Origin of the sequence: Amycolatopsis cynarae, assembly GCF_026802195.1 — a bacterium.
GTDB lineage: Bacteria > Actinomycetota > Actinomycetes > Mycobacteriales > Pseudonocardiaceae > Amycolatopsis_E > Amycolatopsis_E rhizosphaerae.
Genome location: NZ_CP113836.1, coordinates 1488237 through 1501559, shown reverse-complemented (window position 1 = coordinate 1501559; position 13323 = coordinate 1488237). Strand labels below are relative to the sequence as shown.

Genomic DNA, 13323 nt, shown 5'->3' with positions numbered 1-13323 from the left:
CAGTGAAGGCGACCACCACGGGCCGGTGCGGGTCGCCTTCACTGCTGTCCGGGGCCGGAGTGCTGCGGCTACCGCTGAGCTGCCTTGGCCTCGTCGTAGCGAGTGCGGGCGGCGTCGACGTCGGGCACTCGGGCCTCGACGAAGGCGATCAGGTCGAGCAGCTTCTCGGCCGCCGCCCGCCCCATGGGCGTCAGGCTGTATTCGACGCGCGGCGGGATCGCCTGCTGCGCCTCGCGGTGCACGAACCCGTCGCGTTCCAGCGCCTGCAGCGTCTGCGCCAGCATCTTTTCGCTCACGCCGTCCACGCGCCGGCGCAGTGCGTTGAAGCGCAGCGGCGCTTCGGCGAGCGCGGCGAGCGCGAGCGTGCCCCAGCGGCCGGTGATGTGCTCCAGGATCCCGCGCGACTCGCAGGCCCGGGCGAAGACGTCCGCGACCAGCCGGTCGTGCGCGCGGTCGGCGCTCTCGGTCACACGGCTGCTCATGCTGCCAAGGTACCGGTCCCGCATTCCGGGAACGATCGGATGTGACCATACTTACCTCTAGTTTGCACTTACTGATAGTTAGTACAAACTGTGCGGCAGGAACCCCGTCGAGAGGAAGTACCACCATGATCGTCATCACCGGGGCCACCGGACAGCTCGGCCGCCACGTCGTGAAGGCCTTGCTGGACCGGCTGCCCGCCGAACAGGTCGTCGCCGCGGTCCGCTCCCCCGAGAAGGCGGCCGACCTGGGCGTCGCGGTGCGCAAGGCCGACTACGACCAGCCGGAAACGCTCGCCTCCGCGCTGGAGGGAGCGGACAAGGTCCTGTTGATCTCGGGCAGTGAGGTCGGCAAGCGGGTACCGCAGCACCAGGCCGTTCTCGAAGCCGCGCAGAAGGCCGGGGTCGCACATCTGGTCTACACCAGCGCACCGAAGGCCGACAGCAGCCCGCTCACCGTCAACCCGGAGCACAAGGCGACCGAGGCCCTGATCCGCGCGTCCGGGCTGCCCTTCACCGTCCTGCGCAACAACTGGTACCACGAGAACTACGTCGCGACGATCGAGCAGGCGGTGCGGAACGGCTCCTTCGCCGGCAGCGCGGGAGACGGGCGCGTCGCCAGTGCGACCCGGGCCGACTACGCGGCCGCCGCGGCCGCCGTGCTCACCGGGGAGGGGCACGAGAACAAGGTCTACGAACTCACCGGTGACACCGCGTGGACCTACGAAGAGCTCGCCGCGGAAATCGCCAAGGCCGCCGGAAAGCCCGTGACCTACACGGATCTGGACCCGGAACAGCACCGAACCGCGCTGACCGGGGCCGGACTGCCCGAGGGCACCGCCGGGTTCGTCGTCGCGCTCGACGCCGACATCAAGCAGGGCCTGCTGGGCGAGACCAGCGCGGACCTGCGCACCCTGACCGGGCGGCCCGCCACTCCGCTCGCCGTGTTCGTCGGAGAGACGGTGCGCTCCCTCTGAATCGGCCCGCTCGTCACTGCGAGCCGTAGACGGGCTCGGGTTCGGGGGACTCGGCGATCAGCTTCGTCACCACCGGCCCGAGCTCGGCCGGTTCCCACCGGGCCCCCTTGTCGATCACTGGACCGTGCCGCCAGCCCTGGGCCAGCGAAACCCGCCCACCGTCCACTTCGAACACCCGGCCGGTGACCTCCGCGGATTCGGCGCTGCCGAGCCAGACCACCAGGGGTGAGACGTTTTCCGGAGCCATGGCATCGAAACCGGACTCGGGCGCGGCCATGTCCTCGGCGAAGGCCTGTTCGGTCATCCGGGTGCGGGCGGCGGGCGCGATCGCGTTCACGGTGACCCCGTAGCGCTCGAACTCGGCCGCCGCCACGAGCGTGAGGCCGGCGATCCCGGCCTTGGCGGCCGAGTAGTTGCCCTGCCCGACGCTGCCCAGCAGACCCGCGCCGGAGCTCGTGTTGATCACACGGGCATCCGGCGTGCGGCCGGCCTTGGCCTCGGCACGCCAGTACTCGGCCGCGTGCCGCATCGGGGCGAAATGCCCCTTGAGGTGCACGCGGATCACCGCGTCCCACTCGTCCTCACCGAGGTTGACCAGCATCCGGTCCCGCAGGAACCCCGCGTTGTTCACCAGCACGTCCAGCCGTCCGAACCGCTCGATGGCGGTCCGGACGAGAGTGCGCGCCCCCGCCCAGTCCGCGATGTCGTCGGTGCTGGCGACCGCGGTCCCGCCCAGCGCCTCGATCTCGTCGACGACCTGCTGCGCCGGTCCCGACGAGTTGCCGCTGCCATCCAGTGCGGCACCGATGTCGTTGACCACCACGCGCGCACCCTCGCGGGCGAACGCGAGCGCGTGCGCGCGGCCGATCCCCCGCCCCGCGCCGGTGACGATCACGACACGGCCGTCGGCGATTCCGCTCACTTCTCCTCCTTCGACGCGGCGAGAAAGGCCGGTACCTCGCCCCCGCCGTGGACCTTCAACGTCGCCCCGCTGACGTAGGAAGCCAGCGGGGAAGCCAGAAACACCGCGCACGCCCCGATCTCGCGGGGTTCGGCCAGCCGCCCGAGCGGAACCGTGCGGCCGACCGCCGCCAGATCCGGATAGTGCAGGTGGGACTGCTCGGTCCGCACCATGCCCACGTCCAGTGCGTTCACCCGGACCTTCGGGGCCCACTCCACCGCGAGGCTCGCGGTGAGGTTGTCCACCCCCGCCTTCGCCGCGCCGTAGGAGGCGGTCCCCGGCGACGGCCGGGTGGCGCTCACACTGCTGATGTTGACGATCGCGCCGCCGGATTCCTGGCCCTGCATCACGGCGTTCGCCTCGCAGGCGACGATCAGCGGCGCGAGCAGGTTCAACTCGACGATCTTGCTGTGGAAGCGCGCCGAGGCCTTCGCGGCCTCCGCGTACGGGGCCCCGCCCGCGTTGTTGACCAGGACGTCGAGCCTGCCGTGCCGGGCGGCCACCTCGGCCACCAGGTGCGCCACCTGCTCGGGCTCGCGCACGTCGCAGCGGAGGAACTCGGCGCCGGGCAACGAGTTCTCCGGTTCGGTCCGGCCGCAGGTCACCACCTTTGCCCCGGCGGCGAGGAAGGCATGCGTGATCCCGGCGCCGACCCCGCGCATACCGCCGGTGATCAGCACGACCGCATCCGCCAGTCGCAGGTCCAACGTCACCGGCGAACCTCCCGTCCCTGCCGCGTTTCCGGTTCCCCGCCAACCTACCAAGCAATCGCTAGGTCGGGAAGCGGGGAAGGGACGGGCGCGGTGTCCGGGCGGCCGCGGCCTGTGCTTGACTGCCGCCATGACCTCCGAGGACGGCACCTGTCCCGTCGAGGACGCCGACCTGCACGTCCGGCGCCTCGGGGACGGTCCCCCGCTGCTGATGATCGCCGGGGGAATCGGCGCCATCGACACCTACCGGGCACTGGCGGCGCGGCTCGGCGAGACCTACACGGTGCTGACCTACGCCCGCCGCGGCCACTTCCGCAGCGCCGACCGGAGCGACGGGCCCCTCACCGTCGAGCGGCACGCCGACGACGCCCGCGCCGTGATCGAACACTTCGGCTACGGCAAGGCGCTCGTCTTCGGCAGCAGTGCCGGGGCGCAGATCGGGCTGGCACTGGCGACGCGCCATCCCGGCGCCGTCACCGGCCTGGTCGCGCACGAACCACCCGCCGTCCGCGTGCTGCCCGATGCCGAGGACTGGCTGGACTTCGCCGCCGAACAGGTCGCTCATGCCGCCTCCGGCGATGTGATGACCGCGTTCAAGGAATTCCTCGGCTCGATCGCGGGAGCCGGGCTGCCCGATCTGAAGACGATCCGGATCCCCCACGAGGCGGAATGGAAAGCGCTTTTCACCCGCGAACTGGCCGGGTTCTACGGGTACCTGCCGGACGTGGCCACGCTGCGCCGCGCACGGCTGCCGATCGTGCTCGCCGCCGGAGAGGCAAGCCGCGGCTACTACCACTACCGCCCGGCCCGTCTGCTCGCCCTCGAACTGGGCCTGCCCTTCGTCGAGACGCCGGGCGCGCATCTCGCCCCGCAGCGGCACGCCACCGACTTCGGTGACGCGCTGACCGACCTGCTCACGGACCTGGTGCTCTAGGCGACGGGGACTTCCGGCGCCCGGCCGAACGCCGTACAAGACGGAATCCCGGACGTAATTGGCGAAACGCCACCAATCCTCATCGCCGGGAGGTACCCTGTGAAAAGCGGCCGGGGGTTCACCCGCCGGTCGCGGCCCCGGCGCACTCCTCCCCCTCGGGCGCCGGGGACAACGGCCCCGGGTCGCGCCCTCCTCCCCCAGCTCGGCGCGCCCGGGGACCCCCTTACTCCACTGTGGACCGCATGGGAGCCACGACCGCCTGCTCCGCCGGCTGCCCGCCGCGCCCGGCCACCCGTTCGGCCGCGGCCGCGCCCAGCAGTACGACCAGGTTCGCCGCGAGACCCACCAGCCCCACGTTCACATGCCCGACCAGCCCCGGACTGACGAAGGTGAGCCAGACCACCACCAGTTCACCGACGATCAGCCCGGCCAGCACCGGGACCTTGCCCACCGCGACGCGCCGGGTGAAGCCCAGGACGTTCGCCGGGGCCAATTGGACCGAACCACTGTAGGTGAGCAGCAGCAGGTTCGCCAGCAGGTCGGGCCGGAAGATCCCGAGCAGCAGGGCCAGCGCGCACGCCACCACCACCGTGCCGTGGTTGACCCAGAACTGGGTCCTGGCGCCCCTGACCCGGACGATGTTGCGAGCCACCAACGAGGAAATGCCGATGAGAATGCCCGCGGCGGGCACCATCGCGGTGGCGATCGCGGCCACCACCACCAGCCCGGTGGCCCAGCCCGGCAGCACGTCCTTGCTCAGGCTCAGCAGCACCCCGTTGGAGTTGCTGCCCTTGGGCAGCACGAGGATCGCGGCGAAACCGATGATCATCGGCAGCAGCAGGCACAGCTCGTACAGCGGCATCCAGGTGTAGTTGCGGCGCAGCACCTTCGGATCCCGCGCCGACATCACCGCGGGCCACGAGTGCGGCAGGCACATCAGGCCGACCCCGATCGCGCTGACCAGCATGCTCGTGATGAACCACACGTGGTCGTTCGCCCCGGCGTGCACCGTCAGCACCTGCGGGTGCAGCTGGTCGATCCGGTGGAAGACCCCCGAGATCCCGCCCGCGAAATGCGTCGGCACCGCGATCAGCAGCACCACCAGGACGATCAGCATGATCACGTCCTTGAAGTACGAGGTCGCCGCGACCCCGCGCAGTCCCGCCCACAGCACGAACCCCACCACCAGCAGGCAGCCGACCACCATCGACAGCGTGGAGGAGGCCGCGTCCCCGGTCACCAGCTTGACGATCAGACCGAGGCCGGTGATCTGAAGTTGCAGATAGGGCAGCACGAACAGCACGCCCAGCACGGCCGAAAGCGTGCCCAGGGCGCGGCTGCCGAAGCGGTCGGCCAGGAAATCGCCCTGGGTGAGGTACCCGCGCTCCTTGCCGAGCGACCACAAGCGCTTGGCGAGGAAGAACAGCACCATGTAGCCGATCGGCACGTACGGCAGCGAATACATCGCCGCGACCCCGCCACTGAAGGCCAGCCCCGCCATGCCGAGGAAGGTGAAGGTGGTGAAGACCTCCCCCGCCTGCAGGAACCACATGGTGATCGCGCCGAAGCGGCGGCCGCCGACCGCCCATTCGGCCAGATCCGCCGCCGGGGTGCGGCGGCCGAGGAAACCGAGCACGCCGATGAGCACGATCCCGGCGAAGGTGAAGATCAGTATGGTCGTCATCGATCCTCCCCGCGCCGCGCCATCATGCGCTCGGTGATGAGGAGGGCGGGGGTGCACAGCACACACCACACCGCGCCCCAGACCATCATCTTCGGCAGGCCGAACCACAGCCCGGCACTGTTCACGAACGGGAGAAACGGCATGATCGCCAACGCCAGCGCGGGGATCAGGGGGACCAGGTAGTACGCGCGCAAGTCTGTCTCCTTTTCAGTCAGGGCCTGAGCCGCCGCGCCGCGAGTTCCGCGAGCAGTGCCGCACCGTCGGCGACGACGCTGTCGTCGAATGCCGCACGGGGAGAGTGGTTGTAGGGCGCCTCCTCCGGGTTGTCGCCGACGGTGGCCCCGAGGAAGGCGAACGCGCCGGGCACGCGTTCCAGCACGCGCGAGAAGTCCTCCGAGCCGGTCATGGGATTGGGCAGGAACGCGAAGCGTTCCTCACCGAAGACCTCGCGGACGGTCTCGGCGACGAACTCGTGCCCGGACTCGTGATTGGCGGTGACCGGATACTCCTCCTCGTAACGGACCTCGGCGCGCAGGCCGTGCGAGGCGGCGATCTCCTCGCACAGCTTCACGGACAGCTCCGCGATCCGCTGCCGGGCCTCGCGGGAGAAGCTGCGGACCGTGGCCTCGAACGTCACGTCGTCGGGGATGATGTTGCGTTTCGTCCCGGCGTGGAAGGTCCCGACCGTGAGCACCACCGGATCGAACACGTCGAACCGCCGCGTCACCATCGTCTGCAGCGCGGTCACCATTTCGCAGGCCACCGGGACCGGGTCCAACGCCTGCGACGGCCGCGAGCCGTGCCCGCCTTCACCCACCACCCGGACGAAAAGGCCGTCCGAGGCCGCCATCAGCGGCCCGGGACGGGAGGTGAACAGGCCGCGGGGAATCGCCGAGGACGTCACGTGCAGCCCGAAGGCGGCGTCGGCGGGCCGCCCGGCCGCCTCCAGGACCCCTTCGGCGATCATGTGGCCGGCACCGTCGAATCCCTCCTCGCCCGGCTGGAACATGAACACCACGTCCCCGGCCAGCCGGTCCCGGTGCGCCGAAAGCAACCGCGCCGCACCGACCAGGCCCGCGGTGTGCAGGTCGTGGCCGCAGGCGTGCATCGTGCCGTCGTGGCGGGAGGTGTAGTCCACCCCGGTCTTCTCGGCGACCGGGAGGGCGTCCATGTCCCCGCGCAGCAGCACGACCTCGCCATCACCGGCTCCGCCCCGCAGGACCGCCGTCACCGAGGACAACCCGGCCCCGGTGGAGATCTCCAACGGCAGGCCGTCCAGCGCCGCCAGCACCTTCTCCTGAGTCTTCGGCAGGGCCAGGCCCACCTCCGGAATCCGGTGCAGGTCCCGTCGCAGGGCCACCAGATCGTCACTGAGCGCCGCCGCGTCCTCGAGCAGGTTCATCGCTTCCCTCCCAGGCGAACCCATCTGTACTTTGATGATCGATATTGCGACAACCGGGCACCGTCGGCCGGGTCATCGGAAGAATCCGTCACCATCGGGCTCCCTGAACAAGGAATCCACCGTGCTGAGCGAAACCGACCTCACTTTGGTGAACGCCCTCCAGGTCGACCCCCGCGCGCCGTGGTCGCTCATCGGCCGGACGATCGGCATCGGCGCGGTCACCGCCGCACGACGATGGCAGCAACTGACCGGAGACGGCCGGGCGTGGATGTCCGCCTACCCCGCCGGGGCACTGGCCGGGCGGCTGGCACTGGCCTTCGTGCAGATCGACTGCGCCCCGGGCGAACCACTCGCCGTGGCCGCCGCGCTGGCCGGCGATCCGCACGTGCCGACCATCGAGTACGTCGCGGGACCGTGCGATCTTCTCGTCCACGTCGTGGCCGCCGATCTCGCCTCCGTCACCGAGTACATCGCACACCGGCTGTCGCGCCTGCCCGGCGTGGCGAGCACCCGCACGCTGGTCTCCGCGAAACTGTTCAGCGAAGGCAGCCGGTGGCAGGTGCGGGCGATCTCACCGGAGCAGCGCGACGCACTGGCCACCCGGGCCAAGCAGGCGATCGGCGCTCCCCGGTTCGACGAGCTCGACCGGCAACTCATGCTCGCGCTGGGCGAAGACGGCCGGGCCTCCTATTCGGCCATCGGTACCCGTCTCGGCGTCAGCGCGAGCACCGCCCGTCGCCGCGTCGAGATCGCGCTGGGCAGCGGATCGATCCGGCTCCGCTGCGAAATCGCGCGTTCGATGTCGCCCGCCCCGGTCACCATGATGCTCTGGGTCCGTGTTCCACCGGACCGGCTGGAATCCACCGCCCGCTCGCTGGCGAGCCTGCCCGAGGTGCGGATGTGCGCGGCGATCAGCGGTGCGGCGAACCTCCTGGTGGTCGCCTGGCTGCGTGTGCCCGCCGATGCCGTGCCCCTGGAAAGCTCGCTCGTGACCAGACTGCCCTGGCTGGACATCGTCGACCGAGCGGTGACGCTGCGCAGCGTCAAGCTCATGGGCCGCGTCCTGGACGAGACCGGCCGCGCCCGGAGCCAGGTACCGCTGGACTTCTGGGCCGCGACCGGCACGAAGGCGGCCCCGTCTCCGGAGAGGCCGTGAAGCATCCCCTCACGGCCATCCGCCCCAGCCCGTCGTCCCGCCCCGGCCCCTCGTCGTGGCGGAACCCCCGGCAACGCCTCAGGCACCGGTCCTGCGCTTCACCGGCCTGCGTCCGGTCGCGATGCCGTCGAGCACGATGGACAGGTACTGCCGCGCAACCTCTTCCGCGGACAGCGAGCCCTTCGGGTTGTACCAGTGCACCGCCATCCACACCGTGTCGCGGACGAAGCGGTACACCAACTCGACGTCGAGATCGGCACGGAACACACCCTCCCGCACGCCCTCGGCGAGCAGGTCCGTCCACAGTGTCCGAAACTCGGTGTTGCGCTGCTCCAGGTAGGCGAACCGGGGCAGCCTGAGCAGCTGCTTGGTCTCGTTCTGGTAGATGGCCACTTCGGACGGATGGGACTCGATCGCCTCGAACGAGGCGATCACGATGGCTTCGAGGGTCTTGCGCGGCCCGAGTCCCGCGGCGACGATCTCCGCGTAGGTGCCGAACAGCCGGTCCAGGAAGCCGCTCAGGATCTCGTCCGCCATCGACTCCTTCGAGTCGAAGTGGTGGTACAGACTCCCGGAGAGGATTCCCGCCGCATCGGCGATATCGCGCACCGTCGTGGACACGTACCCGCGCTCGGCGAACAGCTTCGCCGCCATGCCCAGCAGCTCCGCCCGCCGTCCCGAGCCCTGCTGGTTAAGCATGCTGGCTGCTCACGGAGACGACCTCGCCGGTGAGGTAGGAGGCGTAGTCGCTGGCGAGGAACACCATCACGTTCGCCACCTCCCAGGGCTCGGCGGCCCGGCCCGACACCTCCCGCGCGGTGAGCTCTTCGAGCAGTTCCTCGGTGGTGACCTTGGCCAGGAACGGGTGCATCGCCAGGCTCGGCGCCACCGCGTTGACCCGGATGCCGTGCGGGGCCACGTCCACCGCGGCGCAGCGGGTCAGCGCCATCACGCCGGCCTTCGCCGCCGCGTAATGCGCCTGCTCGGCCTGGGCGCGCCAGCCGATCACGGAAGCGTTGTTCACGATGGCGCCGCCGCCGCCCTGCGCGAGGAACGCGCGCACCGCCGCCCGAGTGGCGCGGAACGTGCCGTTGAGCGTGACGTCCAGTACCCGGGACCATTCCTCGTCGGTCATGTCCACTATGGACCTGCTGCCGCCCAGACCGGCATTGTTGATCAGCACATCGATCCGGCCGAACCGCTGCCTGGCACCGTCGATCAGCGCACCGATCTGCTCCTCCTTGGTGACGTCGCAGGGAATCGAGTGCACCTCGCCGAGCCCGGTCAGCTCCTCGGCCTTTTCCCCGAGGCGGCGTTCGTGCCAGTCGCTGAGCACCACCCGGGCGCCCTCCTCCAGGCTGCGCCGGGCGACCGCCGAACCGATCCCCGTGCCGGCCGCGGCGGTCACCACGACCACCTTGTCCCGCAACAGGTCTGCGCCCTTGGGGTACTGGGGAATGGGGATCAAGGTCGAGCCTCCCGAGGTAGCCCGAGCACACGCTCGGCGATGATGTTGCGCTGGATCTCATTGGAGCCGCCGTAGATCGTGTCGGCCCTGCTGAACAGGTAGAGGCGCTGCCAGGAGTCGAGATCGGCGCCCGCGCCGAGCATCGAACGAGGCCCCCGGACGGCCATCGCCAGCTCACCCAGCTCACGATGCCAGTTCGCCCAGACCAGTTTGGACACCTCCGCCACCCCGGGGGCCGATGAGCCGAGCGTGCGCAGCGCGTGGGAGCGCATCACCGACAGCCCCATCCACGCCCGGGCCAGCCGTTCGGCGATCACCGGTTCCTTCGCCGCCCCGTTCACCTCGGCGAGCCGGGTCAGCTCGGTGAGCTCGCGCCGGAAACCCACCTGCTGGCCCAGCGTGGCCACCCCGCGTTCGAAGGCGAGCGTGCCCATGGCGACCCGCCAGCCCTCACCCGGTTCGCCCACCACCAGATCCTTCGCGGTCCGCGCGCCGTCGAAGAACACTTCGTTGAATTCGCTGGTTCCGGTCAACTGCTGGATCGGACGCACCTCGACACCGGGCTGGCGCAGCGGAACCAGCAGGTACGACAGGCCGTGATGCCGCCGCGAGCCCGGTTCGGTGCGGGCCAGTACGAAGCACCAGTCGGCGACGTGGGCCAGCGAGGTCCAGATCTTCTGCCCGGTGATCACCCACTCGTCGCCGTCGAGCCGGGCGCTGGTGGACACCGCCGCCAGGTCGGAACCGGCACCGGGCTCGGAATAGCCCTGGCACCACAGTTCCTCGACCGCCACGATCTTCGGCAGGAACCGGCGCTGCTGCTCCGGTGAGCCGAACGCGATCAGGGTCGGCCCGAGCAGTTCCTGCCCGAGGTGGCTGACCTTCGCCGGCGCCCCGGAACGCGCGTACTCCTCGTGGAAGACGACCTGCTCTTCCAGGGTGGCACCGGCACCACCGTGCTCCACCGGCCAGCCCAGGCAGTTCCAGCCCGCCGCGGCCAGGTGCCGTTCCCAGGCGACGCGCTCCTCGAAGGCTTCGTGCTCCCGGCCGGGCCCGCCGAGCCCGCGCAGGCCGGCGAACTCGCCACTGAGGTTCTCCTCGAGCCAGGTTCGCACGCGTTCCCGGAAATCGGACACGGCCTCTCCTCCTTCGGCGGCCGCGGGTCTGTTCAAATCCGCGACACCTGCGTAGGGTACCCTACCAAGCACTTGCTAGGGAGTTCGTCATGGAAACCATCCCGGCCGCGGTCGTCCGGGCGGCGGAACGGTTCGGCGACCACGAAGCCGTCGTCGACGGTCCGGTGCGGCTGACCTATGCACAGTTGTACGAACGGATCCGCCGCTGCGCGGGCCTGTTCCTGTCCGAAGGAATCCAGCCGGGCGACCGCATCGCGATCTGCGCCCCCAACAGTCACCACTGGATCGTGGCCGCGCTCGGCGCACTGCACGCGGGCGCGACCCTGGTGCCGATAAGCACCCGGTTCACCGGACCGGAAATGCGCGAACTCATCGAGCGCACGGATACGCGGGCACTGGTGATCGTGGAAAACTTCCTCGGTACCGACCGGCTCGCCCAGTTGAAGGAAGCCGGGACCAAACTGCCGGGAACCGTGCTGACCGTGCCCGTGGCAGGAAGCGTCGACTGGGGCGGCGACACGGCCTCGGTGGACGCGCGGGCGGCCGCGGTGCGGCCGGACGACGTCAGCGACATCCTGTTCACCTCGGGCACCACGGGACGCAGCAAGGGCGCCATGAGCGCGCACCGGCAGGCCCTCGGAGTCGCCGCCTCGTGGGCGGAGTGCGGGCGTCTGGAGTCCTCCGACCGCTATCTGGTCATCAACCCGTTCTTCCACAGTTTCGGTTACAAGGCGGGAATCCTCGCCGCGCTGCTGCGAGGCGCCACTCTCGTTCCCCAGCTCACCTTCGACGTGGAGCAGACCCTGCGCCTGATCACGGAGGAGCACATCACCGTGCTGCCCGGCGCGCCGACGATCTACCAGATGCTGCTGGATTCCCCGGCGCGCCCGGATCACGACCTGTCGAGCCTGCGGCTCGCGGTGACCGGGGCCGCCACCGTTCCCGTGGCGCTGGTCGAGCGCATGCAGTCCGAACTCAGCTTCGACACCGTGCTCACCGCCTATGGGCTTTCGGAAGCGGTGGTGGCCACGATGTGCCGCCAAGAAGACGACGACGAAACCGTCGCCCGCACGGCGGGGCGCGCCGCCGCCGCGATGGAAGTGCGCGTCGATCCGGACAACGGCGAGATCCTGCTGCGCGGACCGAACGTGATGCTCGGCTATCTCGACGACCCGGAAGCCACCGCCGAGGCGGTGGACAGCGAAGGCTGGCTGCACACCGGCGACGTGGGGCGCCTCGACGAACGCGGCTACCTCACCATCACCGACCGCATCAAGGACATGTACATCTGCGGGGGTTTCAACGTCTACCCCGCCGAGGTCGAGCAGTCACTCGCCCGACTGCCCGGCGTGGCCGAGTCGGCCGTCGTCGGAGTGCCCGACCCCCGGCTCGGCGAGGTGGGCAAGGTCTTCGTGGTGCGACAGGCAGGATCCGCTTTGTCCACAGAGGACATCATCGCGTACTGCAAGCGAAACCTGGCGAACTACAAGGTGCCAAGGCACGTGGAGTTCCGGGAGCAACTGCCCCGCAACGCCGCCGGGAAGGTGCTCAAACGAGTGTTGAGGGAGACCTGATGAGCGAAGTCGTCCGTTACGAGCGGCGCGGTCCGGTCGCCGTGGTGACGATGAACCGGCCCGAGTACCGCAATGCGCAGAACTCGGCGATGACCTACGCCCTCGACGCCGCGTTCACCCGGGCCGTGGACGATCCCGCGGTGAAGGTGATCGTGCTGGCCGGGGAAGGCAAGCACTTTTCCGCCGGGCACGACATCGGCACCCCCGGCCGCGACGTCGACGTTTCGTTCGAGCGCAAGGCCGTCCTCTGGTGGGACCACGTCGGCAAGGAGGGTGCGGACCAGCGTTTCGCGCGCGAGTCCGAGGTCTACCTCGGCATGTGCCGCCGGTGGCGGGAAATCCCGAAACCGACCATCGCCAGTGTGCAGGGTGCCTGTATCGCGGGTGCGCTGATGCTGGCCTGGGTCTGCGATCTCATCGTCGCCTCGGACGACGCCTTCTTCGCCGATCCCGTGGTCCGCATGGGGATTCCGGGGGTGGAGTACTTCGCCCACCCGTGGGTGCTCGGGCCCCGGGCCGCGAAGGAAGTGTTGTTCACCGGTCAGCGGTTCAGCGCCCAGCAGGCCAAGGAGTGGGGAATGCTCAACCGGGTGGTGCCCCGCGCCGATCTGGAAGCGGAGACCTTCGCCCTGGCCGAGAAGATCGCCGAGATGCCCGCCTTCGGCCTCGCGCTGACCAAGAAGGCGGTCAACCAGGCGGAGGATCTGATGGGACTGCGCACGGGCATGGACTCGGTGTTCGGCCTGCACCACCTCGCCCACGCCCACAACGCCGAAGTCGGGGGCGACTCACTCGCCGGTCAGGATGCCCGGTCGATGCGCGACGCGAACAGGACCTCCTGA

The 13323-nt window shown here is 69.9% G+C and carries 14 protein-coding genes; 5 read left to right on the top strand and 9 right to left on the bottom strand.

The window, feature by feature from the left end:
- Nucleotides 1-68: 68 nt before the first annotated feature.
- Nucleotides 69-482 carry a winged helix-turn-helix transcriptional regulator gene (locus ORV05_RS07365; RefSeq protein WP_268757691.1) on the bottom strand — a complete coding sequence of 138 codons (414 nt, stop codon included), beginning with the start codon at nucleotides 480-482 and terminating at the stop codon, nucleotides 69-71.
- A gap of 125 nt (nucleotides 483-607) precedes the next feature.
- Between ORV05_RS07365 and ORV05_RS07360 the strand changes: the two genes are divergently transcribed.
- Nucleotides 608-1456, top strand: a complete 849-nt coding sequence (locus tag ORV05_RS07360; protein ID WP_268757690.1) for an SDR family oxidoreductase — start codon at nucleotides 608-610, stop codon at nucleotides 1454-1456.
- A 13-nt stretch (nucleotides 1457-1469) separates the two neighbouring features.
- Here the strand turns inward: ORV05_RS07360 and ORV05_RS07355 are convergent, their stop codons facing one another.
- Together ORV05_RS07355 and ORV05_RS07350 are read right to left on the bottom strand one after the other, a co-directional pair.
- Entirely contained in the window at nucleotides 1470-2378 is a 909-nt protein-coding gene (locus ORV05_RS07355) for an SDR family oxidoreductase (protein WP_268757689.1), read from the bottom strand.
- Nucleotides 2375-3130, bottom strand: coding sequence for an SDR family oxidoreductase (locus ORV05_RS07350; RefSeq protein WP_268757688.1), 756 nt, complete (start codon nucleotides 3128-3130; stop codon nucleotides 2375-2377). The genes ORV05_RS07355 and ORV05_RS07350 overlap by 4 nt, the downstream gene beginning before the upstream one ends.
- 127 nt (nucleotides 3131-3257) lie before the next feature.
- Here ORV05_RS07350 and ORV05_RS07345 point away from each other — a divergent pair, with 127 nt between their 5' ends.
- Nucleotides 3258-4061: an alpha/beta fold hydrolase gene (locus tag ORV05_RS07345; RefSeq protein ID WP_268757687.1), complete on the top strand. Its 804-nt coding sequence runs from the start codon at nucleotides 3258-3260 to the stop codon at nucleotides 4059-4061.
- 223 nt (nucleotides 4062-4284) lie between these two features.
- On the opposite strand, the gene ORV05_RS07340 is transcribed toward ORV05_RS07345, so the two are convergent.
- From ORV05_RS07340 to ORV05_RS07330, 3 genes are read right to left on the bottom strand one after another with little or no spacing between them, the layout of a single operon-like run.
- Nucleotides 4285-5745, bottom strand: coding sequence for a sodium:solute symporter family protein (locus tag ORV05_RS07340; protein ID WP_268757686.1), 1461 nt, complete (start codon nucleotides 5743-5745; stop codon nucleotides 4285-4287).
- On the bottom strand, nucleotides 5742-5939 hold the full coding sequence (locus tag ORV05_RS07335) for a hypothetical protein (protein WP_268757685.1): 198 nt from the start codon (nucleotides 5937-5939) through the stop codon (nucleotides 5742-5744). Before ORV05_RS07335 ends, ORV05_RS07340 begins: the two co-directional genes overlap by 4 nt.
- Nucleotides 5940-5956: 17 nt before the next feature.
- Nucleotides 5957-7147: a M20 metallopeptidase family protein gene (locus ORV05_RS07330; RefSeq protein ID WP_268757684.1), complete on the bottom strand. Its 1191-nt coding sequence runs from the start codon at nucleotides 7145-7147 to the stop codon at nucleotides 5957-5959.
- 121 nt (nucleotides 7148-7268) lie between these two features.
- Between ORV05_RS07330 and ORV05_RS07325 the strand changes: the two genes are divergently transcribed.
- Nucleotides 7269-8303, top strand: a complete 1035-nt coding sequence (locus ORV05_RS07325; protein ID WP_268757683.1) for an Lrp/AsnC family transcriptional regulator — start codon at nucleotides 7269-7271, stop codon at nucleotides 8301-8303.
- Nucleotides 8304-8381: 78 nt separating this feature from the next.
- On the opposite strand, the gene ORV05_RS07320 is transcribed toward ORV05_RS07325, so the two are convergent.
- From ORV05_RS07320 to ORV05_RS07310, 3 genes are read right to left on the bottom strand one after another with little or no spacing between them, the layout of a single operon-like run.
- On the bottom strand, nucleotides 8382-9002 hold the full coding sequence (locus tag ORV05_RS07320) for a TetR/AcrR family transcriptional regulator (protein WP_268757682.1): 621 nt from the start codon (nucleotides 9000-9002) through the stop codon (nucleotides 8382-8384).
- A complete protein-coding gene (locus ORV05_RS07315) occupies nucleotides 8995-9771 on the bottom strand; it encodes an SDR family oxidoreductase (protein ID WP_268757681.1) in 777 nt (258 codons plus the stop codon). Before ORV05_RS07315 ends, ORV05_RS07320 begins: the two co-directional genes overlap by 8 nt.
- Complete coding sequence (locus ORV05_RS07310) at nucleotides 9768-10907, bottom strand: acyl-CoA dehydrogenase family protein (protein ID WP_268757680.1); 1140 nt, start codon at nucleotides 10905-10907, stop codon at nucleotides 9768-9770. The genes ORV05_RS07315 and ORV05_RS07310 overlap by 4 nt, the downstream gene beginning before the upstream one ends.
- Nucleotides 10908-10996: 89 nt before the next feature.
- Between ORV05_RS07310 and ORV05_RS07305 the strand changes: the two genes are divergently transcribed.
- Both ORV05_RS07305 and ORV05_RS07300 read left to right on the top strand, forming a co-directional pair.
- Complete coding sequence (locus tag ORV05_RS07305) at nucleotides 10997-12481, top strand: FadD3 family acyl-CoA ligase (RefSeq protein ID WP_268757679.1); 1485 nt, start codon at nucleotides 10997-10999, stop codon at nucleotides 12479-12481.
- Nucleotides 12481-13323 (top strand): enoyl-CoA hydratase, encoded by an 843-nt coding sequence (locus ORV05_RS07300; protein ID WP_268757678.1) that lies wholly within the window; start codon nucleotides 12481-12483, stop codon nucleotides 13321-13323. The genes ORV05_RS07305 and ORV05_RS07300 overlap by 1 nt, the downstream gene beginning before the upstream one ends.

What these genes read in the sequence shown, in the direction of transcription:
- ORV05_RS07365 (WP_268757691.1), bottom strand. Translation starts at nt 482, where the DNA reads ATGAGCAGCCGTGTGACCGAGAGCGCCGACCGCGCGCACGACCGGCTG.
- ORV05_RS07360 (WP_268757690.1), top strand. Translation starts at nt 608, where the DNA reads ATGATCGTCATCACCGGGGCCACCGGACAGCTCGGCCGCCACGTCGTG.
- ORV05_RS07345 (WP_268757687.1), top strand. Translation starts at nt 3,258, where the DNA reads ATGACCTCCGAGGACGGCACCTGTCCCGTCGAGGACGCCGACCTGCAC.
- ORV05_RS07340 (WP_268757686.1), bottom strand. Translation starts at nt 5,745, where the DNA reads ATGACGACCATACTGATCTTCACCTTCGCCGGGATCGTGCTCATCGGC.
- ORV05_RS07330 (WP_268757684.1), bottom strand. Translation starts at nt 7,147, where the DNA reads ATGAACCTGCTCGAGGACGCGGCGGCGCTCAGTGACGATCTGGTGGCC.
- ORV05_RS07320 (WP_268757682.1), bottom strand. Translation starts at nt 9,002, where the DNA reads ATGCTTAACCAGCAGGGCTCGGGACGGCGGGCGGAGCTGCTGGGCATG.
- ORV05_RS07305 (WP_268757679.1), top strand. Translation starts at nt 10,997, where the DNA reads ATGGAAACCATCCCGGCCGCGGTCGTCCGGGCGGCGGAACGGTTCGGC.
- ORV05_RS07300 (WP_268757678.1), top strand. Translation starts at nt 12,481, where the DNA reads ATGAGCGAAGTCGTCCGTTACGAGCGGCGCGGTCCGGTCGCCGTGGTG.